This window comes from Streptomyces tauricus, assembly GCF_014650955.1.
GTDB classification, from domain to species: domain Bacteria; phylum Actinomycetota; class Actinomycetes; order Streptomycetales; family Streptomycetaceae; genus Streptomyces; species Streptomyces tauricus.
In genome coordinates, this window is the sequence record NZ_BMVY01000052.1 from 16540 (window position 1) to 34599 (window position 18060).

21 protein-coding genes and 1 riboswitch are annotated in these 18060 nt (G+C 72.1%); of the genes, 14 read left to right on the plus strand and 7 right to left on the minus strand.

Going from position 1 to position 18060, the window contains the following annotated elements; translation table 11 throughout:
• The first annotated feature begins 188 nt into the window (after positions 1-188).
• The gene (locus IE278_RS39130) at positions 189-1580 is read left to right on the plus strand and encodes an alpha/beta hydrolase family protein (RefSeq protein WP_189779778.1); all 1392 of its coding nucleotides are present in this window, start codon (positions 189-191) and stop codon (positions 1578-1580) included.
• A 112-nt stretch (positions 1581-1692) separates the two neighbouring features.
• On the plus strand, positions 1693-2598 hold the full coding sequence (locus IE278_RS39135; RefSeq protein ID WP_189779779.1) for a hypothetical protein: 906 nt from the start codon (positions 1693-1695) through the stop codon (positions 2596-2598).
• Between the two features lie 99 nt (positions 2599-2697).
• Here IE278_RS39135 and IE278_RS39140 read toward each other — a convergent pair whose 3' ends face one another.
• Together IE278_RS39140 and IE278_RS39145 are read right to left on the minus strand one after the other, a co-directional pair.
• Positions 2698-2889 carry an antitoxin gene (locus IE278_RS39140; protein ID WP_189779780.1) on the minus strand — a complete coding sequence of 64 codons (192 nt, stop codon included), beginning with the start codon at positions 2887-2889 and terminating at the stop codon, positions 2698-2700.
• A 110-nt stretch (positions 2890-2999) separates the two neighbouring features.
• Positions 3000-3719 carry a ribonuclease H family protein gene (locus IE278_RS39145; RefSeq protein WP_189779781.1) on the minus strand — a complete coding sequence of 240 codons (720 nt, stop codon included), beginning with the start codon at positions 3717-3719 and terminating at the stop codon, positions 3000-3002.
• Positions 3720-4014: 295 nt separating this feature from the next.
• Between IE278_RS39145 and IE278_RS39150 the strand changes: the two genes are divergently transcribed.
• Positions 4015-4938, plus strand: a complete 924-nt coding sequence (locus tag IE278_RS39150; protein ID WP_189779782.1) for a MurR/RpiR family transcriptional regulator — start codon at positions 4015-4017, stop codon at positions 4936-4938.
• 296 nt (positions 4939-5234) lie between these two features.
• Positions 5235-5618, plus strand: coding sequence for a hypothetical protein (locus IE278_RS39155; RefSeq protein WP_189779783.1), 384 nt, complete (start codon positions 5235-5237; stop codon positions 5616-5618).
• Here the strand turns inward: IE278_RS39155 and IE278_RS39160 are convergent.
• Positions 5572-6285 (minus strand): hypothetical protein, encoded by a 714-nt coding sequence (locus tag IE278_RS39160; protein ID WP_189779784.1) that lies wholly within the window; start codon positions 6283-6285, stop codon positions 5572-5574. The genes IE278_RS39155 and IE278_RS39160 overlap by 47 nt on opposite strands.
• Positions 6286-6507: 222 nt before the next feature.
• Between IE278_RS39160 and IE278_RS39165 the strand changes: the two genes are divergently transcribed.
• The 6 genes from IE278_RS39165 (at position 6508) to IE278_RS39190 (ending at position 12406) form a co-directional block, all read left to right on the plus strand.
• On the plus strand, positions 6508-7218 hold the full coding sequence (locus IE278_RS39165; protein WP_189779797.1) for a TetR family transcriptional regulator: 711 nt from the start codon (positions 6508-6510) through the stop codon (positions 7216-7218).
• 144 nt (positions 7219-7362) lie between these two features.
• Positions 7363-7830 (plus strand): Zn-ribbon domain-containing OB-fold protein, encoded by a 468-nt coding sequence (locus tag IE278_RS39170; protein ID WP_189779785.1) that lies wholly within the window; start codon positions 7363-7365, stop codon positions 7828-7830.
• Positions 7831-7898: 68 nt separating this feature from the next.
• A complete protein-coding gene (locus IE278_RS39175; protein ID WP_189779786.1) occupies positions 7899-8408 on the plus strand; it encodes a mycothiol transferase in 510 nt (169 codons plus the stop codon).
• A 249-nt stretch (positions 8409-8657) separates the two neighbouring features.
• Positions 8658-9968, plus strand: coding sequence for a tetratricopeptide repeat protein (locus IE278_RS39180; protein ID WP_308434967.1), 1311 nt, complete (start codon positions 8658-8660; stop codon positions 9966-9968).
• Positions 9969-9973: 5 nt separating this feature from the next.
• Positions 9974-11062, plus strand: coding sequence for a polyprenyl synthetase family protein (locus IE278_RS39185; RefSeq protein ID WP_246571508.1), 1089 nt, complete (start codon positions 9974-9976; stop codon positions 11060-11062).
• Between the two features lie 120 nt (positions 11063-11182).
• Positions 11183-12406 (plus strand): hypothetical protein, encoded by a 1224-nt coding sequence (locus tag IE278_RS39190; protein WP_189779788.1) that lies wholly within the window; start codon positions 11183-11185, stop codon positions 12404-12406.
• Positions 12407-12509: 103 nt separating this feature from the next.
• Here the strand turns inward: IE278_RS39190 and IE278_RS39195 are convergent, their stop codons facing one another.
• Together IE278_RS39195 and IE278_RS39200 are read right to left on the minus strand one after the other, a co-directional pair.
• On the minus strand, positions 12510-12737 hold the full coding sequence (locus IE278_RS39195; RefSeq protein ID WP_189779789.1) for a hypothetical protein: 228 nt from the start codon (positions 12735-12737) through the stop codon (positions 12510-12512).
• A 163-nt stretch (positions 12738-12900) separates the two neighbouring features.
• The gene (locus IE278_RS39200; protein ID WP_107015080.1) at positions 12901-13200 is read right to left on the minus strand and encodes a hypothetical protein; all 300 of its coding nucleotides are present in this window, start codon (positions 13198-13200) and stop codon (positions 12901-12903) included.
• Between the two features lie 186 nt (positions 13201-13386).
• Here IE278_RS39200 and IE278_RS39205 point away from each other — a divergent pair, with 186 nt between their 5' ends.
• The 3 genes from IE278_RS39205 (at position 13387) to IE278_RS39215 (ending at position 15936) form a co-directional block, all read left to right on the plus strand.
• Positions 13387-13758 carry a nuclear transport factor 2 family protein gene (locus IE278_RS39205; RefSeq protein WP_189779790.1) on the plus strand — a complete coding sequence of 124 codons (372 nt, stop codon included), beginning with the start codon at positions 13387-13389 and terminating at the stop codon, positions 13756-13758.
• A 267-nt stretch (positions 13759-14025) separates the two neighbouring features.
• On the plus strand, positions 14026-14853 hold the full coding sequence (locus tag IE278_RS39210; protein ID WP_189779791.1) for a hypothetical protein: 828 nt from the start codon (positions 14026-14028) through the stop codon (positions 14851-14853).
• 121 nt (positions 14854-14974) lie between these two features.
• A riboswitch (ZMP/ZTP riboswitch) is annotated at positions 14975-15061 on the plus strand.
• Positions 15062-15081: 20 nt separating this feature from the next.
• Complete coding sequence (locus IE278_RS39215) at positions 15082-15936, plus strand: bifunctional 5,10-methylenetetrahydrofolate dehydrogenase/5,10-methenyltetrahydrofolate cyclohydrolase (protein WP_189779792.1); 855 nt, start codon at positions 15082-15084, stop codon at positions 15934-15936.
• A gap of 30 nt (positions 15937-15966) precedes the next feature.
• Here the strand turns inward: IE278_RS39215 and IE278_RS39220 are convergent, their stop codons facing one another.
• Together IE278_RS39220 and IE278_RS39225 are read right to left on the minus strand one after the other, a co-directional pair.
• On the minus strand, positions 15967-16983 hold the full coding sequence (locus IE278_RS39220) for a CU044_5270 family protein (RefSeq protein WP_189779793.1): 1017 nt from the start codon (positions 16981-16983) through the stop codon (positions 15967-15969).
• Complete coding sequence (locus tag IE278_RS39225) at positions 16976-17563, minus strand: RNA polymerase sigma factor (protein ID WP_189779794.1); 588 nt, start codon at positions 17561-17563, stop codon at positions 16976-16978. The genes IE278_RS39220 and IE278_RS39225 overlap by 8 nt, the downstream gene beginning before the upstream one ends.
• A 105-nt stretch (positions 17564-17668) precedes the next feature.
• On the opposite strand from IE278_RS39225, the gene IE278_RS39230 reads away from it, so the two are divergent.
• On the plus strand, positions 17669-18060 hold a 392-nt coding region (locus IE278_RS39230; protein WP_189779795.1), incomplete at its 3' end, for a cbb3-type cytochrome c oxidase subunit I.

Here is an 18060-nt window from a genome sequence, read left to right on the forward strand (position 1 = left end):
CCCGCCCTCATCACTACGGGGGTGGGCGCCGAGGCATGGACACACCCCCCGTAGTGATGGCGGTCTTGATGGCTGTCTTGATTGCCGTCTTGATGTTGCGCAGATTATTGACCACCGGAGAACACCTGCCTAACTTCACTGAGGCCGTCCCGTCCCTGCCCCCTCCCCCGCCCCGGAAGGGATCCCCCATGAAACGCCGCCTCCTCCTCCCGGTCGCCGTCCTGCTGCTGGCGACCGCGGCCCCGGCCCGCTCCGTCACCGCCGAGGACGTGCGCGCGGATGACGTGCACGTGGAGGGCACCCTGTCCTCCGGCGCGACGTACGTCATGGACGTCCCCGGCGACTGGAACGGCACCGTGCTCCTGTTCAGCCACGGCTTCCGGCCCCGGGGCGCGCCCAACCCGGCCCAGAACGTCACCGACGCCGCCACCCGCGACCTCCTCCTCGGGGACGGGTACGCGCTCATCGGCTCGTCGTACGCCACCACCGGGTGGGCGGTGGAGCACGCGGTGCCGGACCAGCTGGCGACACTCGACGTCTTCACCGAACGGTTCGGGGCGGCCCGGCGGACCCTCGCCTGGGGCCAGTCGTACGGCGGGTTCGTCACCACGCGGATCGCCGAGCGCCACGCGGACCGCGTCGACGGCACCCTGTCCGTGTGCGGGCTGGTCCACGGCGGTGTCGCCAACTGGAACAACACCCTCGACCCGGTCTTCGCCCTGAAGGCGCTCCTCGCGCCCGACGCCGCCATCCCGCTGGCCGACTTCCCGGACCGGGCGAGCGCCACGGCCGCCGCCGGCGCGTTGAGCGGGGTCGTCACCGAGGCGCAGAACTCCGCGGACGGCCGCGCCCGGATAGCCCTCGCGGCGGCCCTGCACAACATCCCCGGCTGGAACGACCCCGGGCAGCCCCGCCCGGCGCCCACCGACTGGACGGCCCAGCAGGCGAACCAGTACACGGCCGTCCGGGGTCTCCTCGCGACGGCGGCGTTCAGCTGGCGGCAGGACACGGAGACGCTGGCGGGCGGCAACCCGTCCTGGAACACCGGGGTCGACTACACGAGAATGCTGCGCGCGTCCTCGGCGTACGAGGAGGTCAAGGGGCTGTACAAGGCCGCGGGACGGTCCCTCGCGGACGACCTCCGGACGGTCAACGAGGCCCCCCGCATCGAGGCCGACGAGGCCGCGGTCGACTGGATGAGCCGGACCAGCGCGTTCACGGGCAAGCTGACGAAGCCGCAGCTCACCATCCACACCACCGGGGACGCCCTGGTCCCCGTGCAGACGGAGAGCGCCTATCTGCGGGCCGCCACCGCGGGCGGCTCCCGGCATCTGCTCCGCCAGGCGTACGTCGACAACGCGGGCCACTGCACCTTCAGCCCCGCCGAACAGCTCGCCGCGCTGGACACCCTGGAACACCGGGTCGACACGGGCCGGTGGGACGACACGGGAGCGGAGACCCTCAACTCGCGGGCGACGCAGGCCGATCCGACCACTCCGGCCCGTTACGCCGCGTACCGGCCCGCCGTGTACCCGCGCCCGTACGACCTGGCCCATCCGGGCGACGCGTACCGGCCCTGACCGGTCCGCCCGGCGTGGGAACGTCCGGGCCCCCGGGGCGTTCCCGCATCCTCTCCTCGACGCACGCGACCGGCACCCGGCCGCTCGCCGCCTCGACGAGGAGGAAGATTCCGTGCCGGTACGCCCCACATTCCGCAGGACACCCCTGTTGCTGACCGCGGCGGCCGCCTTGGCCGTCACGGGCTGGACGGCCGTGGGAGCTCCGGCGGGGGCGGCGCCCCGGGACCGGGCGCCGGAGCCGCCCCCCGCGGCGACGGCGGCGACCGTCTGCTCCCCCGCGGGCACCCTGAAGGGGCCCGGCGGACAGCGGGCCTCCGTCAGTCTCTGCGCGAGCGGCGGGGGCGCGGGAACGTCACTGTCGGCCCCGGCCACCTGCCGACGGCACGGCACCACCGCTCGGTACGCGTGTCTGACCTCAGGGACCTGGACCCTGCGACGCGACGGCCGGACCGTCGCCACGGGCCCGCTGCCCGGCGGCCGGGAGACCCCGGGACCGGGAACGTACGAGGTCAGCGGCACCGTGCATGTCCGCTCGTCGCCCGCCGGGGTCGACCTGCGGGGGACGGTCCGCGCCACGCTGACCCTCACCGACCCGAAGCCCGAAGCCACGCACCGCATCGAGGTCGACCGGCACACCCTGCGGCCGCACTCGTCGGCCACGCTGACGTACACCGTCGCGCGCGACAGCGACGCCGGGGACGGGAGCGCCCGGTTCGGGCTCATCGGGGAGGAAGCCTCGGGACTGGAACTGACCACCTCCGACGCCCGCTGCGTCAACCCGCTCACCGGCCGCCATCCGTCGACGGCCCGCAGCATGTACGCGCTGGACTGCGCCCTCACCGACCTCCAGCCGGGCCGGCCCTCCACGGTCGTCGTCCACGCCAGGGTCGCGGACGCCTGCACGACCATCGTCTCGAAGCTGGGGTACTGGATGCCGCGGGGCCAGAGCCTCTACACCGGCGGGATGCTGGCGGGGCCCACGGTCACCTGCCATGCCTCGGACATCCGGGGCCGCTGACCTCGCGTGGGCCGACCTCGCGTGGCTAGGAAAGGAGCGGGCCGGCCCCCGAGGGGACCGGCCCGTCCTGTGCGCGACCGTGGTGTCAGGACCGTGGTGTCAGGACCGCGGCGGATTCTCGTCCCGACCCGATCCGAACTGGTCCTTCAGCCTGTCCTGGGCGGTGTCGACATGACCGCTGTACTTGCCCTGCGTCCTGTCGTCGACGAAGTCGCCGGCCTTGTCGACACCCTTGCTCGTCTGCTCCGGGTGGCCCTTAAGCATGCCCTTGATCTTGTCCATAACGGACATGAGTCATCCTCCTGATCGGTTCACCCCTACGTATCAAGAGTCACCGCAGGTGCCGGGTTTCGCATCCGGGAGGGAGACGGGCCGGTCACAGGAGGGGTCCAGAGCCTTGGCTAGGCCTCCGTACGGCACTCCGGGTGGCCCCAGCCGTCGGGGTTCTTCGCGATCGTCTCGCCCGCCGCGTACGAGCGGCCGCAGCGGCACCGGCCGGGGAACTTGGCCTTCAGCGTGCGCGAGGAGGAAGAGGAAGAGGTGCGTGCGGAGGAGGAAGCGGAAGAGGAGGACGACGCCGAGGTGCGCTTCTTCGCAGGGGCCGCCTTCTTGGCCGCCGGGGACTTCGGCGGCTCCGGAGAGCCCTGCTCGCTGCCCGCCGGCTTCTGGACGATCGCGGCCTGGCTCGCCGCACGGTCCGCGAAGTCGTTGAGGGGGTCGCCGTCGACCTGGTGCGCGGGCACGTACCGGAACTCCACCGAGCGGCCGTCGAGCAACTCGTCGATCCGTACGACCAGTTCCTGGTTGGCCACGGGCTTGCCGGCCGCCGTCTTCCAGCCCTTGCGTTTCCAGCCCGGCAGCCAGGTGGTGACCGCCTTCATCGCGTACTGGGAGTCCATCCGGATCTCCAGCGGTACGCCCGGGTCCACGGCCGTCAACAGCCGTTCCAGGGCCGTCAGTTCGGCGACGTTGTTGGTCGCGGTGCCGAGCGGGCCCGCCTCCCATTCGGTGGGGGTTCCCGTGCCGTCCCCTACGACCCAGGCCCAGCCTGCGGGGCCCGGGTTTCCTTTCGACGCCCCGTCACATGCGGCGATCACGCGTTCAGCCATGCCCACGATCATGCCAGGGGTGCGGTTCGGGGCGGGGCAGTGGGTTGGGTGCGTGCGTATGTGCGGGTGCGTCGTGGCCTGTCGCGCCGTTCCCCGCGCCCCTGACAGACAACAGACTGCGCCGTTCCCCGCGCCCCCGGAAGGCGAAAGACTGCGCCGTTTCCCGCGCCCCTGAAGGCGAAGGACAAACGACCGCGCCGTTTTCCGCGCCCCTGGAGGTGGCGGAGGCCGTGCCGCCTTGGGCTGGTCGGGCTTCGGCCGGGGTGGGCTATGTTGAACCTCAGTGGGACACGAAGGAGGCGCATCGGTGCCATCGCCGCAGCAGGCCCGCGCGCAGGCGTCCGCGATCAGTTCGGGTAAACCGGTCACGGAGGCGGAGGCCGCTCCCACGACCAGGCTGCGGGCCCTGTTCGACGGCCCCCGGCTCTCCCCCGGGCAGCGGCGGATCGCCCAGTACCTGATCGAGCACATCACCGAAGCGGCCTTTCTGTCGATCACGGATCTCGCGGAGCGCGTGGGCGTGAGCCAGCCCTCGGTGACCCGTTTCGCGACGGCGGTGGGCTTCAGCGGCTACCCCGCCCTGCGGGAACGCCTCCAGTCGATCGCGCTCAGCAAGCTCGCCGGCTCTCCCGACGCCGCCGAGGAGGCCCGGCCCAACGAACTCCAGGCCGCCGTCGACGCGGAGATCGACAACCTGGAGAACCTGCGCCGCGACTTCGCCGACCCGGAACAGGTGATCGAGACCGGCCGCGCGCTGTCGCGGTCCGCTCCGCTCACCGTCCTCGGGCTGCGGATCTCCGGATCGCTGGCCGAATACTTCGCGTATGCCGCCCGGCGCATCCACCCCGACGTCCGGCTGGTGACCCGGGGCGGGAGCGTCGCCTACGACGCCCTGCTGCAGTCGCGCGAGGCGGGTGGCACATGGGTGCTGGCCTTCACCATGCCCCGGCACGCGCACGAGACCCTGACGGCCATGCGGGTCGCCCGGCGGGCCGGTCTGCGGGTCGCCCTGGTCACCGATCTGGGGCTGGGACCGCTGGCAGACGAGGCCGACGTCGTCTTCGCGACCGGCACCGGCGCACGGCTCGTCTTCGACTCCTACGCCGCGCCCGTCGTGCTCTCCTCGGCGCTGCTCCAGGCCATGACGGACGCCGATCCCGAGCGTACGCAGGCCCGCCTGGAGGACTACGAACAGGTCGCGGACGAGCACGCCTTCTTCCTCAAGGACTGACCTCTCCGACCCTCCAGCGGCATATGACGACAGCATCCCGCAAGGCGAAATTCAGCCGTACAGGCACATGAATTTTTACATACCCTTGCTTACTAGACGGTATATATGAATACTTCTCGCTGATCGGGATCCGGTGGGGTCCCGGTCACCCGGGAACGGCGCACCCGCCTCGCACCGCCCCGGGCGCAGGAACGGGCACCGCTCACGCACGCCCGTGGCGGCCCCGGTCAATCCCCTGGGCCGGGGCCGCCAAGAACGACCAGAACCGCCCGCCGGCCATCTCGGAAGCGATCCCCATGTCCCTGACGTACTCGCCCATCAGCACGGACTGGCCCTGTCAGGTCAAGACGCCCGGCAGCCGCGACTGGGAACGATCGGCGGCCAAATGGCTGCGCGAGCTGGTGCCGACCCGCTACGCCAGCTATCCGCTGCTGATCCGTCAGCCCGTCCTGCTCGCCCGTCACGCCCAGATCCAGCTCCAGCAGGAGATCCGGGTCGTGCGCACCGCGCTGCACAGCGCACGGGCCGAACTGCCCGCCATGGGGATGCCCGAGTCGGTGATCGAGCACACGATCAAGCTGTACGCGGCCGAGCTGACGCAGTTGAACCACATCGCCCGGGGCGTCCGCGTGATCACCCAGGCGCTGGTGGAGAGCCACAGCGCACGCCAGGGCCACTGAGCCGGCCACCTAGGGCGCTCGCTACTCTGCCGGGATGCGCGATGGGGGAAGCCGCGGCGACCGCGATGGTGAGGGCTCCGGAGGCCCCGAAGGCTCCGACCGCTCCGAACGCTCCGAAGGCCATGCGGGTGCCCGGGCAGGGGCCGCCGGCTCGGCGACCGCCGACGAGAGAGCCGCAGGTGTCCCCCTGAAGGGGCGGCTCCGGGCGGCGGCGCGGCTTGCGGGCAGGCATCGGTGGATCGTCGTGGGCGTGGGTGCGGGGGTGACCGTCCTCGTGGCCGCGGTCTCGATCCCGCTCGCCGCCCGAGGGCACGGCGTACGTGTCCGCGAACCCCTGCTCCGGGAAGGTCTGGTAGAGCTCACGGTCCCGGTCGTCGCGACGGGTGTACGCCTCCATCTCGATGAGCCACCCGTCATCGCCCGCCAGGGAGATGTCGCAGGAGTACGAGCCCAGCGCGTCGGTGTGCCGGGACTCCGCGCCCGCCAAATGGGCGCCGTCCGGAGTGAGTTGCTCCACGGCCTCCCGGGGCAGCGCCCCGTCGCAGGCACTGCCCGCCAGCAGCCAGTCCGTGGCGTACGGCTCGGCCGCGTAGCCGCCCAGACCCAGTACCGCCGCAACCGCCACCGACACCTTGATCCAGCGCCGCACCGTCTTGACCCCCGTCACACCCGCGTCAGCGTTCCGTCCGGGCCGCACGGCCGCGCACAGGCCCGGACCCTACTCGGCGCCCACGGCCGCCCCGTGCCCGCCCCCGGAGCACGACGGCACTCAGTTCCCCGTCCGGAGCACACTGAGTGCCATCGGCCTCGCGTGCGGTGCTAGGTTCCGAGCATGAGCGAGGCACCCCGTCCGGACCAGGCGGCCGACGTGAGCAACCCGAAGCCGCCGATGCGGGAGTCCCTCGTGGCGGCGGCGTTCCAGCTGTTCGTGGAGCGCGGGTACGAGCAGACCACCGTCGACGACATCGTGGCCCTCGCGGGGGTCGGACGCCGGTCCTTCTTCCGGTACTTCCCGTCCAAGGAGGACGTGGTCTTCCCGGACCACGAGGGCTGCCTGACCCGGATGACCTCCTTCCTGGGCGAGAGCGGGCCCGGTCACGAACCCGTGGAGCGCGTCTGCGACGCCGCGCGCCTGGTGCTGCGCATGTACGCCGAGAACCCGGCGTTCTCCGTCCAGCGCTACCGCCTCACCAGAAAGGTCCCGGGGCTGCGGACGTACGAACTCTCGGTGGTCTGGCGGTACGAGCGGGCGCTGGCCGAGTATCTGCGCGGACGTTTCTCGGGCCGGCCCGACGGGACCCTGCGGGCCGATGTCATCGCCGCGGCCGTGGTCGCCGCGCACAACAACGGGCTGCGGTCCTGGCTGCGCGCGGACGGCCGCGGCGACGCGAGCGCCGCGGTGGACCACTCCCTGGCCCATGTCCAGCGGGTGTTCGCGCCGGAGCGGAACCCTGTGGCGGACGGGACCGGGGGCGCGCATGCGGCCTGGAACGGCGGCGAGGACGACGACGAGGTGGTCGTCGTCGTGTCCCGGCGCGGCGCCCCGCTGTGGCGGGTCGTCCAGGAGATCGAGACGACGCTCGGCCGCGGTCCTGCCTGATCCCCTGCCTGGATCCCTGCCTGATTCCCTCACCAATTGAGGGTACTGAGTGCCTTTACGCGTGGCACTGCGTGCCATATTCTGAGGCCGTGCGCCGCACTGCGCGCATCTTCAGATTCCGGCCAGGCGCAGGGAGATGACATCGTGTTCCACCGAGGAAGCGGGACCACGACGGGCCTACTCGACCCGGAGACGGCGACAGGGACAGGGCCAGCGGCAGGGCCAGGGACGGCGACGACCGCGGGACCCGCCGAAGAGGGACTCCTCTACCAACGCTGCCGTTGGTGCGGGACCAGCACGTTCCACCGACTGCTCTGTCCGGTCTGCGCGGGCAGCGACCTGCGTACGGAGCGAAGCGCGGGTCTCGGTGTCATCCGCCACGCGACCGTCGTGCAGCGCAACACGCCCGGCGCGCGCAATGTCTCGCTCGTCGAGATGGCGGAGGGCTTCACGGTCCGGGGCCGGGTCTCGGGGCCGCTCGTCGCGATCCGCACCGGCGACCGCGTCCAGCTCACCACGTCGGCGGACCCGGTGCGCCGCGAGCCCGTGTTCAAGCTCTGCGAGGAGCCGTTCTCCGGGCCGTACGCCGGGTCCTACTCCGGCTGGCACTGAGGCACCGCGCGGCACCACGGGGGACACTGGGCGGGACGTATGTCCACACCACGAGCCCGGAGGAACGCATGCACGCCCACGACGTCCTGGTCGAAGCCTATGGCCGCATCAAGGACGAGGTGCACGCCGCCGTCGTCGGCCTCTCCCCCGACGAGCTCAACGCCCGGCCCGGCGGCACGGCCAACTCGATCACCTGGCTGATCTGGCATCTCACCCGCGTCCAGGACGACCACGTCGCCGACGCCTTCGACCTGGAACAGGTCTGGCTGTCGGACGGTTGGGCGGACCGGTTCGCGCTGCCCCTCGCCAAGGACGACACGGGGTACGGCCACGATCCGCGGCAGGTCGCCGAGGTCCGGGTGGACTCGGGCGACCTTCTCACCGGCTACTACGACGCCGTGCACGAGCAGACCCTGCGGATGCTGCGCGACCTGACCGCGGAGGACCTGGACCGCATCGTCGACGAGAACTGGACCCCGGCCGTCACCCTGGGCGCCCGCCTGGTCAGCGTGCTCTCCGACGACCTGCAGCACGTGGGCCAGGCCGCCTACGCACGAGGGCTGCCGACCGCCGACTGAGCGCGGCCCGCCCGCCGTTCGGCGCTGTGATGTGCGCCTCAGAGGCAACCCCGCCGCCGCGATCCTCGTCCTGATCCACAACGAGGTGGCGCGGCGGCGCCGGTGACCCGTCGACCCAGGTCATGGATCCGGGGCGGAGGACCGGGGCACTATACACAGCATGTATACATACTGTGTATAGACCTGTTTCGAGCGGTGTGCGAACAGGTCCCGCCGCGTCCACCACAAGCGGCGGACCGAAAGGCACCCATGTACGGCAAGGCATTCGCGCCCGAGTACCAAGGCGCGCTCACCACCCTCTCCGTGAACTCCTCGCTGGTCGACGTACTGGCCGCGGGCACCGAGCAGTTGCGGGCGGCCGAGCGTGCCGGGGCGCGGGGAGAGGCGGCCCGCTCGGGTCTCGCGGTCGCGGAGGCGCACCGGCGGCTCGGGCAGGTGGGCGACGCCGACCGGGCGTGGAAGGCGAGTTACCGCGCGGCCCGTGAGGCGCAGGACACGGCCGCGATGGCGTGGGCCCTGTGGAGCGGCGGCACGCTGGCACGCCAGCGCGGCGCGCTCCCGCTGGCCTGGCGTCTGCTGGGACTCGCGGCCGAACTCGGCGAACGCGGCGGTGACATCGTCGTCCGCGGCTACTCTCTGGCCGGCATGGCGGAGACCGGCCGTATCCAGGGCGACTACGCGGCGGTCGGCGCGCTGCACGAGCAGCTGCTGGCGGAGGCGCGCAAACGCGGCGAGGCGCGGCACACGGTGTGGGCGCTGGAAGGCATCGCGCAGATGCACCGCAACACCGGTTCGTACGACACGGCGTACGCGATGTTCGAGGAGGCCGCGGAGATCGCCGGGCGGGCGGACGACCGGCGGGGGCACGCGTGGGCGCTGCGCGGTCTCGCCGACATCGTGTCCGTGCGCGACGGGGACGCCGACCGCGCGCTCGGCCTGCTCGCCGAGGCGGAGGTGACGTGCCGCGAGATGAACCTGTCGAGCGCGCTGGCCTACAACCACAAGATGCGGGGCAACGTCCTGTACCGCGCCGGGCGTTACGCACAGGCCCGGGACCTCTACGAACTGGCCCTGTCGGAGTTTCGGGCCATGAGCGAGCCCCGCGGGGAGGCGCTCTCCCGACTCGGCCTGGCCAAGTCCCTCGCCCGCCTGGGCCGCGACGCGAACGAGACGGCCGCGGAACTGGCGTCCCTGGCAACGACGCTGAACCGGATCGGCCTCCACCACGCCCACCGCATGGTGTCCCAGGCCCAAACAGAACTAGGCATCAACACCGACCCCCCGCCCCAACCCGAGCCGAGCACCGAGACACCCGCCCGGGCAGGGTCCGACCTCCCGACACCCGCCCGGGCAGGGTCCGGCACAGCAACGCACAGCCGTCCCGGATCCGGGGCCGAACCCGGGCCGGAGGTGGCTGGGGCGGTCGCGGACCCCATCGGGACCAGCCCGCACCCCGTCGAGTCCTCCGCCCCCGGCCCCGGTGCGGGCGCGAGTAACCCGCCCGCCGTCGCCGCCGCTCTCCCGGCCGGCCAGGCCGACGACGCGGGGAGTCGGCGATGAGCACGATGCCTGCCGCGCTGTCTCCCTCCCCGCCCGCCGCGGGCGAGCGCGCGTCCCGCCTGCTGGAGCGCTGCCGGACCCTCGTGCGGCCCGCGCTGGCCGAAGCGGTCGCGCGGCTGCATCCCTGGGTGGGTGAGATGGCCGCCTACTCCCTCGGCTGGTGCGAGCCGGGCGGGGCGCCCGTGTCCACGCCCGCGGGTGGTAAAGGCCTGCGGCAGGCCCTCGCCGTCCTGGGCGCGGAGGCGGCCGGTACCCCACGGAGCGCCGGAGTGACCGCGGCCGTCGCCGTGGAACTCGTGCACACCTTCTCGCTGCTCCACGACGACATCATGGACGGCGACCCGACCCGGCGCGGGCGCCCCACGGTCTGGAAGGCGTACGGCACGGGCCCCGCCGTCCTCGCGGGCGACGCGCTGTTCGCCCTGGCCGTGGAGACCCTCGCCACCACACCCGGCACGCCCGGCACGCCCGGCACGCCCCGTACCGACATCCCGTCAGCCGTTCGCCACCTGTCCACCGCGCTCAACGACCTCGTACGCGGCCAGGCCGACGACCTGCTCTTCGAGAACCGCCCCTGGACGGGCCCGGAGGCGGTCGGCCCCGACGAGTACCGCGCGATGGCCGAACACAAGACCGGCGCGCTGCTGGGCTGCGCGACCTCCCTCGCCGCCGTGCTCGCCGGCGCACCTCGCGAGACGGTCGCCGCGCTCGACCGCGCGGGCCGTCATCTGGGCGTGGCCTTCCAGGTGGTCGACGACGTCCTGGGCATCTGGGGCGATCCCGCCGTGACGGGCAAGCCGGTCCACGCGGACCTGCTGCGGGGCAAGAAGACGTTCCCGGTCCTGGCCGCCCTCGGCACCCCGGCGGCCCGGCCGCTCGCCCGCCTCCTGGACTCCGCCGACCCCCTCGGCGCGGCGGACGCCCGTCTCGCCGCCGCCCTGATCGAGGCCGCCGGCGGGCGCGGGGCCGCATTGGCGGAGGCCCGCCGGCACCTCGCCGTCGTCGACGCCTGCCTCGCCGGCCTGCCCGCGGCAGCCCGCACCACCGACGACCTGCGGGCCCTTCTCGCTTTCCTGGTACGCCGCGAGATGTGAGCGATTTCTGTGCCACACCAGCCCCTTGACGCCCCAGAAAGCCCTTGCCACACTCACCGCACCCCCACGTAGAAACCGCTTGCTATCGACCTTCACCATCCCCACACAGGAGAAGACGAGATGGGACGCAGAGCCGCACCTCACGTCACTCGCCCGACCCCGTCCTCAAGGCCCCGCCTCAGAAGGACGGGGGTCGTCGCCGCGTGCGTCACGGCCCTCGTCACGGCGGCGGCCGTGCTCACCGCCCCCGCCGGTGCCGCCCCCGCGGACGCTGTCCCGCGACAGGCGGCGGCAGCGTGCGGAGAGGGCTCGTACCAGGCCGAGGCCACGCTCAGCGGCAGCACCTGGACCGCCCGGCGCGGCAGCGGTGTCGTCTACACCGGCACCGACATGCGGGCCGCGATGCAGGCGGCCGTCAGCAGCCTCACGGCGGGGCGTACCTCGAAGGAACGGGTCGTCGTCCGCGGCTCGGGCACCATGAGTGCCGGCTCCAGGGTCTCCCTGCCCAGCTACACCGTGCTCGACGTGTGCGGCACCATCAACGTGACCGGTTCGGGCACCGGCGACCAGGCCCCGGTCTACGCACGCGGCGTACGGGACATCGAGGTTCAGCACCTCAACGTCACCGGAGCCCCGCTCTACGGCATCTTCATGCGCAACGTCACCAATGTGATCCTCGGCCAGATCGACATGCGCCTGTCGTCCGGTCTCGGCGTCCGCATCGACAACCGCGGCGACACCACCCAGTGGACCCGCAACGTCCGTATCGACAACGTGTACGTGTCCGGGGCGAGCAGCCACGCCGTGGAGACGTACGGGGTCGACGGCATCACCATCGGCACGGTCACGGCACGCAGCGTGGGCGAGTCGGGCCTGCTCCTGAACCAGACGGTCAACGCCACCGTCACGAAGGTGGACGCGGACGGCGCGGGTACCGGCACCGGCTACGCGGCCTTCCGGATGGCCAACCGCAACGGCCGGATCGGCAGCAGTTACGCGACCAACGTGCGGGTCGGCGAGGTCGTCGCGCGCGGTGGCGGCCGGGGTGTCTTCTGTGTCTCGGAGAGCGGCGGCGCGACCATCGACCGGGTCACGATCTCCAACACCGGCAACAACGCGATCCTGATCGAGAACTGCTACAACGTGAACCTCGCCGCGCAGAGCGGGAGCGTCTCGGGTGGCGGGGAGATCCGGCTGGCCGCGCGCTCGGAGTTCCCCAACAACTCGGACATCATCGTCCAGAACCTGACGGTGACGAACTCCGTGATCAGGGAGAGTCCCTGCGGCACCAACACGACGTTCCGCAACAACACGCTGGTCAACAGCACACAGAGCATCTGCTGACGACCGCCGCCCCGCGGCACGCTCAGGGGCACAACCGGGGCGGAGTACTCCTCCGGACGGACACGGGCCCCCGCACGCACGCGTGCGGAGGCCCGTGCTCACGTCAGTGGTGTCCTGGCTCCGGCCCCCAGTACGAGGAGCCGCCGCCGCGCCACTCGATGAGCGGTGAAACAGCGACCTCGTTCTCGTCGAACTCCAGCCCGGCGCGGCGCAGGAACTCGACGATGTCAGGGAGGTTCATGGCGGTGCCGATCGGCTCTCCGTGGACCGTCACGCGCCGGCCGCCGTCGCCGCGCGGCGGATGCACGAGTACTGCGGGGTGTTCCGACATGCCCTCAGCCTCACCCGGACCGCCCGCACGCGCATCCGGGCCGCGCCGATGACCACCGGATCATCACCGGGCCTCTCTGCGAGGCACACGGCTGGACCGCGCGGCACACGGCGAGGGGCCGGCGCCCGAAGGCCCGGTGCCCGGCGGCTGAGGACGCGACGGCTCAGTACTCGATGGCGGGGAGCAGTCCGGTGACGGGGGCGGCGAGGTCGGTCACCTGGTGCAGCTGCTCCAGCTGGTAGAGGCCGTTCAGCTGGTTGAGGGACTGGATGCCGTCGGAGATCTTCGGAATCTTGTTCCTGTGCTCGACGGGGAGGTCGCTCACGGCGATCTGGTCGAGCTCCGCGATCGGGTCCAGCTTTCCCGTCTCGGGGACCGTGGCGGCGCCCGCGGACGGTACCGCGAGACCCGTGACGCTGATGGCGAGGCCAACGGCGGCGACAATACGTCGTGTTGAGATCATGCTTTCAGCAACGGTGACAAGCTGCCCGCGGACACGGCCCCGCCCGGCCCCTCACCCGACAGGCGCATCGTTACGGCTGCGCTTGCCGAGGCTCCCGCGCGGGAGGAGTCTCGAAGGAGAGGCATTCCGCGGCCCGCTCCGCACCGCGGGCCGCGGCTTCGCCAGTGGTCCACAAGGAGGTCCGTCATGGACACCGAGACAGGCCCCGGCTTCGACACCGAAGCACTGCGCCGGGGCATCGAGGGCCAGGACGCGACGGCACTGCTGTCGCTGTACGCGGACGACGCGGAACTGCGCGTCGTCGACCGCAACACCCAGCCGAGCCACCCGATGGTCATGCACGGCCGCGAGCAGATCGCCATGATGCTCGCCGACGTCTACAGCCGCGACATGACGCACAAGCTGGATCAGTGCGTGGTACAGGGAGATCACGTCGCCTTCCAGGAGTCATGTCAGTACCCCGACGGCGTCCGGGTGCTCGCCAACTCGATGATGTCCCTGCGTGACGGCAAGATCGTCGACCAGACGGTTCTGCAGGCCTGGGACGCCGAGGAGTGACGCCGAGGGTCCGGATCACCTCCCGTCTGACCTGGACCTTCTCGGCCCGGCTGACCCCGGTTCGGCCGACGCGGCCCAGGCCGGCCGGCGGGGTGCGCCATGGGGCGGGCCGGCGCGTGTCCGCCGCCCTCCTCCGGTCGGCACTGCGGGCAGCGCGCCCTCGCCGGTGATCCATCCGCCGCCTCCCGGGACGGCCGTGGCCCGATGTCCTGAAGTCGCGCAATAGTTTCCTTGTGGATGGTTTTTCTGATTACTACCTTCCTCGCCATGACACAGACGAGCAGGCCGCACGCCGCCCTCCCGGTGGACGAGGTCACCGCCGCGGCACGTGAACTGGCCAGGGCCGGACGGTGGCAGCGCGCGTTATGCCTCCTCGACGCCACCGTCACCACCGAGCCGCGCGACCGGGCGGCTCTCGCACTCGCCGGGGCGCAGATCGCCCTGGAGCGCGACTGGTTCGGCGGTACGGACACCGCGGACGCCCGGATCGCCGCCGCGGACACGGCGATCGACGGACTCGGCGAGCCGGTCGGACGCTGGGACCTGGACTTCGTACGGCTGCGGTACGCGTACTTCCGTCTGCTGCTCGGCGACGGCAGGTTCCGGTTCGGTCCGGCGGGCAAGGACCCCGCCGAGCTGGCCGAACTGCGGCGGCGGGCCGAGGAGTTGTGCGAACGGGCGGCCGACGAGGTACGCCGGGGCTGGGCGCGGATGTACCTCGGGCTGATCGTCGACAACCTGTTCGCCGAACGGGACGAGGCGCCCGCGCACTACGAACTCGCCCTTGAAGCCGGGGAATCGGCCGACGACCTGCTGGCCCGTGAGGCGCTGCGCCATCTCGGCGACCACGACCACGACAACCTCGACCACGAGCGGGCGCGGGAACGCTGGACCCGGGCGACCTCGCTCGGCGCCCGTGCGGGGAACGTCCCCGGCACCCTCTCCCAACAGCTGCTCCTGGCCGTCCTGGCCCGCGCCACGGGCGACGAACCGGCAGCCACGGCTCTCGCCACGGAGGTAGCACGCTGGGCGGGAGCGATCGGAGCGGTCCGCGTGGAGGCCCAGGCGACGGCGTTCCTGACGAACACCCCGTAAGGGGCGCGGGGAACTGCGCGACCAGCCCCCACCGGCCCGCACCCGAACAGGCACCTGCCACCCCGGTACCCCGCACCCCGCACCCCGCACCCTGGCGGAGCCTGCCGCGGGGCGTAAAATGACGGCAGGCCGTGACTGGCGCTGAGGTGGACCACCACCGGGGAGCGGCCCGACGCAATCGTCTGAGCCGCGCGCCTGGGCATCCTCCACGACGCTCAGGAGCAGCACATGTCCCAGGCCACACTCATGGACGGCACCGGTCTCGCCCGGCGGATCGTCGACAAGACGGCGAAGCGGGCGGCCGACCTCACCGGACGTACGGGGGTGACGCCCTGTCTCGCCACCGTGCTGGTGGGCGAGGACCCGGCTTCCGTCACATACGTGCGTATGAAGCAGAACCGTTCCCGCAAGGCGGGGATCGCGTCGCGGCACGTGCCGTTGCCCGCCGCGACCACGACGGCCGAGTTGATCGGCACGCTCACCGAACTGTCCGCCGACCCCGCCGTGCACGGCATCCTCCTCCAGCACCCGATGGGTCACCACATCGACGAGCGGGCCGCTTTCGAGGCCATCGCTCCGGAGAAGGACGTCGACGGGGTGACCCTGGCGTCCTTCTCCGCGATGAGCTTCGGACTGCCCGGCTTCTCCTCGTGCACCCCGGGCGGCATCATCCGGCTCCTGGACGAGTACGACGTCGACCCGGCCGGTAAGCGGGCCGTCGTGGTGGGCCGCAGCGCCATCCTCGGCAAGCCGGTGGGCATGCTGCTGCTCGGCCGCGACGCCACGGTGACGTACTGCCACTCGCGTACCCCGGCCGCCGACCTGTCGTCGGTCGTGCGGGAGGCGGACATCGTGGTGGCCGCGGTGGGCCGGCCCCGGCTGATCCGCGGCGAGGACATCAAGCCGGGCGCGGTCGTCGTCGACGCCGGTTACAACGCCGGGAACGTCGGCGACGTCGACTTCGACAGCGCCCGTGAGCGGGCCTCGCTGATCACTCCCGTGCCCGGTGGGGTCGGTCCGATGACGATCGCCACGCTGCTGTCCCAGACCGTCGAGGCGGCGGTCCGGCAGACCGGCGCGTGATCAGGGGCGGGGCGGTAATGGGGTCGGGCGTCAGCGGATCCACGCGCTGTAGTCCATGACGTCGCCCGCCTCGACGCCGTACTCGGGCTCGTCGACGGCGGCGGTGGCCTCCAGGCCCAGGACGGCACCGGTGGCAGGATCCATGATCAGCATCCGGCGGTAACCGGCTCCGTCGTACACGTACGCCTGGCCGAGCCGGCCGAGGCGGTCGGTCACCTGGCCGACCGACCTCAGCCCCTTCGCGTCCGCGAGCAGCCGGGCGAGCGCGGCGTTCTCGCGGGCGCCGAGGGTCCACGTGTCGAGCAGCACCGCTGTGGCGTCCAGCAGTTCGCTCGTGGTCGGCGGGGCGTCGAGGTGCTGTGCCTCCCGCAGGTAGGCGCGCAGCCGTGTGGCGTCGTGCGGGGGCGGCGACTGGGGCGGGGCGTCGCTCCAGCTCGGCGGGAAGGTCTGCTCGCTGATGACGTGCCCGTCGTCGACGAGGCGCGGGCGGCCGTCGTCCGCGTCGGTGAGGACCCGCCGGCCGGGGTGGCGCGGATCGGTCGCGACGACCAGCTCCGTGTGGCTGTCGTCGGCGTTCCAGCGCACGACGCGTTCCACGGGCAACGTGACCGGAGGCTTGTCCTCCGACATGCCCACGCTCCACGACTGCACATGCGTGCCCTTGCGCAGCCCGCCCGAACCGTCCGCCGCGTCCCGTTCGGCCCGCTCCACCAGCGCGTCGAGGGGTACGGGGGTGGAGTCGGCCCTGACCACCAGGGGGCGGGGCGCGGCCACGGCCGGGGTGGTGCTCGGGCCCGCGAGGAGGAGCGCGGTGGCGGTCACGGCGACCACCACGGTCGCCGCGAGCGCCCATGCGAGGCGGATACAGCCCCGCCCCGGCCGGCGCTCACCGCCCGTGCCCGTGCCTGCGCCTGCACCTGTGCCTGTGCCTGCCATGAGGTGGTGGAGCCGGCTCTCCGCCTCGTGCCCCAGCGGGCCTTCACCGAAGCGGGCGTCGTCGCCGGGGACCGGGTTGGCGCGGCGCAGCAGTTCGAGTTCATCAGCCATGGAACTGCTCCTTCGAAGGGTCGGTGCCGGAGTCGGAGTCCGAGTCGGTGCCGCCGGTCCCGGCGCCCGGGGCCGTCGCGATCCGCATGCGGTCGATCTCGGCTCTGAGGCGGCGGCGGGCCCGGTGCAGTCGCATCGCCGCCGCTCGGCTGCCGCAGCCGAGGGCCACGGCGACCTCCTCGACCCCCAGTTCCTCCCAGGCGGTGAGCCGCAGCACCTCCTGGTCGGCCGGCGAGAGGCGGGCCAGCGCGTCGTGCACCCACTCTGCGGGCCGTTCGGAGTCCGGGCTGTCCACGATCTGCCTGCCGTGCGCGGTCTCGTCGTTGCCGAGCCTGTCCATCAGCCGTCGGCGGCGCCCGTAGCCGCGTACCGCGTTGGAGAGGCAGTTGCGTGCCACGCCGTACAGCCAGGGCAGAGGGGACGCGGGCAGGTCGGACCGGCGGCGCCAGGCGACGGTGAAGACCTCCGCCACCACTTCCTCGACTTCGCTCGTCCGGCCGTCCAGTCGCCGCGCAACATAGCGGCTGACCGCCCAGTAGTGCTCGCGATAGGCAGCGGCGAAGATCTCGTCGTTGCTCATGTCCCGTACGTGTCCGGCAGGTCCTCGATCGTCACACCTGTTTCGGTGATCCTTGTCGCTCCGCACACGTGTGACGTCGGAAGGGGCGGCGGACACAGGCGGGACATGGAGAGCAACACTGTCACGCCGGCGCTCGCGCCCCCACGCCCGGGCCGCCGTCCCGGACTCGCCGCCGTCCGTTGGCTGACCACCACGGACCACAAGACGATCGGCACGTTGTACCTGGTCACGTCGTTCGCGTTCTTCTGCGTCGGCGGCGTCATGGCGCTGCTGATGCGCGCCGAACTGGCTCGTCCCGGCACGCAGATCATGTCGAACGAGCAGTTCAACCAGGCGTTCACGATGCACGGCACGATCATGCTGCTGATGTTCGCGACGCCGCTGTTCGCGGGGTTTGCCAACTGGATCATGCCGCTGCAGATCGGTGCGCCGGACGTGGCGTTCCCGCGGCTGAACATGTTCGCCTACTGGCTGTACCTGTTCGGCTCGCTCATCGC

Bases quoted from the DNA above. Each gene is read 5' to 3' on its own strand.
- IE278_RS39225 (WP_189779794.1), bottom strand. From the start codon at position 17,563: ATGAGCAACGACGAGATCTTCGCCGCTGCCTATCGCGAGCACTACTGG.
- IE278_RS39195 (WP_189779789.1), bottom strand. From the start codon at position 12,737: ATGTCGGAACACCCCGCAGTACTCGTGCATCCGCCGCGCGGCGACGGC.
- IE278_RS39155 (WP_189779783.1), top strand. From the start codon at position 5,235: ATGTCCCTGACGTACTCGCCCATCAGCACGGACTGGCCCTGTCAGGTC.
- IE278_RS39130 (WP_189779778.1), top strand. From the start codon at position 189: ATGAAACGCCGCCTCCTCCTCCCGGTCGCCGTCCTGCTGCTGGCGACC.
- IE278_RS39190 (WP_189779788.1), top strand. From the start codon at position 11,183: ATGGGACGCAGAGCCGCACCTCACGTCACTCGCCCGACCCCGTCCTCA.
- IE278_RS39180 (WP_308434967.1), top strand. From the start codon at position 8,658: ATGTACGGCAAGGCATTCGCGCCCGAGTACCAAGGCGCGCTCACCACC.
- IE278_RS39200 (WP_107015080.1), bottom strand. From the start codon at position 13,200: ATGATCTCAACACGACGTATTGTCGCCGCCGTTGGCCTCGCCATCAGC.
- IE278_RS39210 (WP_189779791.1), top strand. From the start codon at position 14,026: ATGACACAGACGAGCAGGCCGCACGCCGCCCTCCCGGTGGACGAGGTC.
- IE278_RS39165 (WP_189779797.1), top strand. From the start codon at position 6,508: ATGCGGGAGTCCCTCGTGGCGGCGGCGTTCCAGCTGTTCGTGGAGCGC.
- IE278_RS39140 (WP_189779780.1), bottom strand. From the start codon at position 2,889: ATGTCCGTTATGGACAAGATCAAGGGCATGCTTAAGGGCCACCCGGAG.
- IE278_RS39185 (WP_246571508.1), top strand. From the start codon at position 9,974: ATGCCTGCCGCGCTGTCTCCCTCCCCGCCCGCCGCGGGCGAGCGCGCG.
- IE278_RS39215 (WP_189779792.1), top strand. From the start codon at position 15,082: ATGTCCCAGGCCACACTCATGGACGGCACCGGTCTCGCCCGGCGGATC.
- IE278_RS39145 (WP_189779781.1), bottom strand. From the start codon at position 3,719: ATGATCGTGGGCATGGCTGAACGCGTGATCGCCGCATGTGACGGGGCG.
- IE278_RS39175 (WP_189779786.1), top strand. From the start codon at position 7,899: ATGCACGCCCACGACGTCCTGGTCGAAGCCTATGGCCGCATCAAGGAC.
- IE278_RS39205 (WP_189779790.1), top strand. From the start codon at position 13,387: ATGGACACCGAGACAGGCCCCGGCTTCGACACCGAAGCACTGCGCCGG.
- IE278_RS39220 (WP_189779793.1), bottom strand. From the start codon at position 16,983: ATGGCTGATGAACTCGAACTGCTGCGCCGCGCCAACCCGGTCCCCGGC.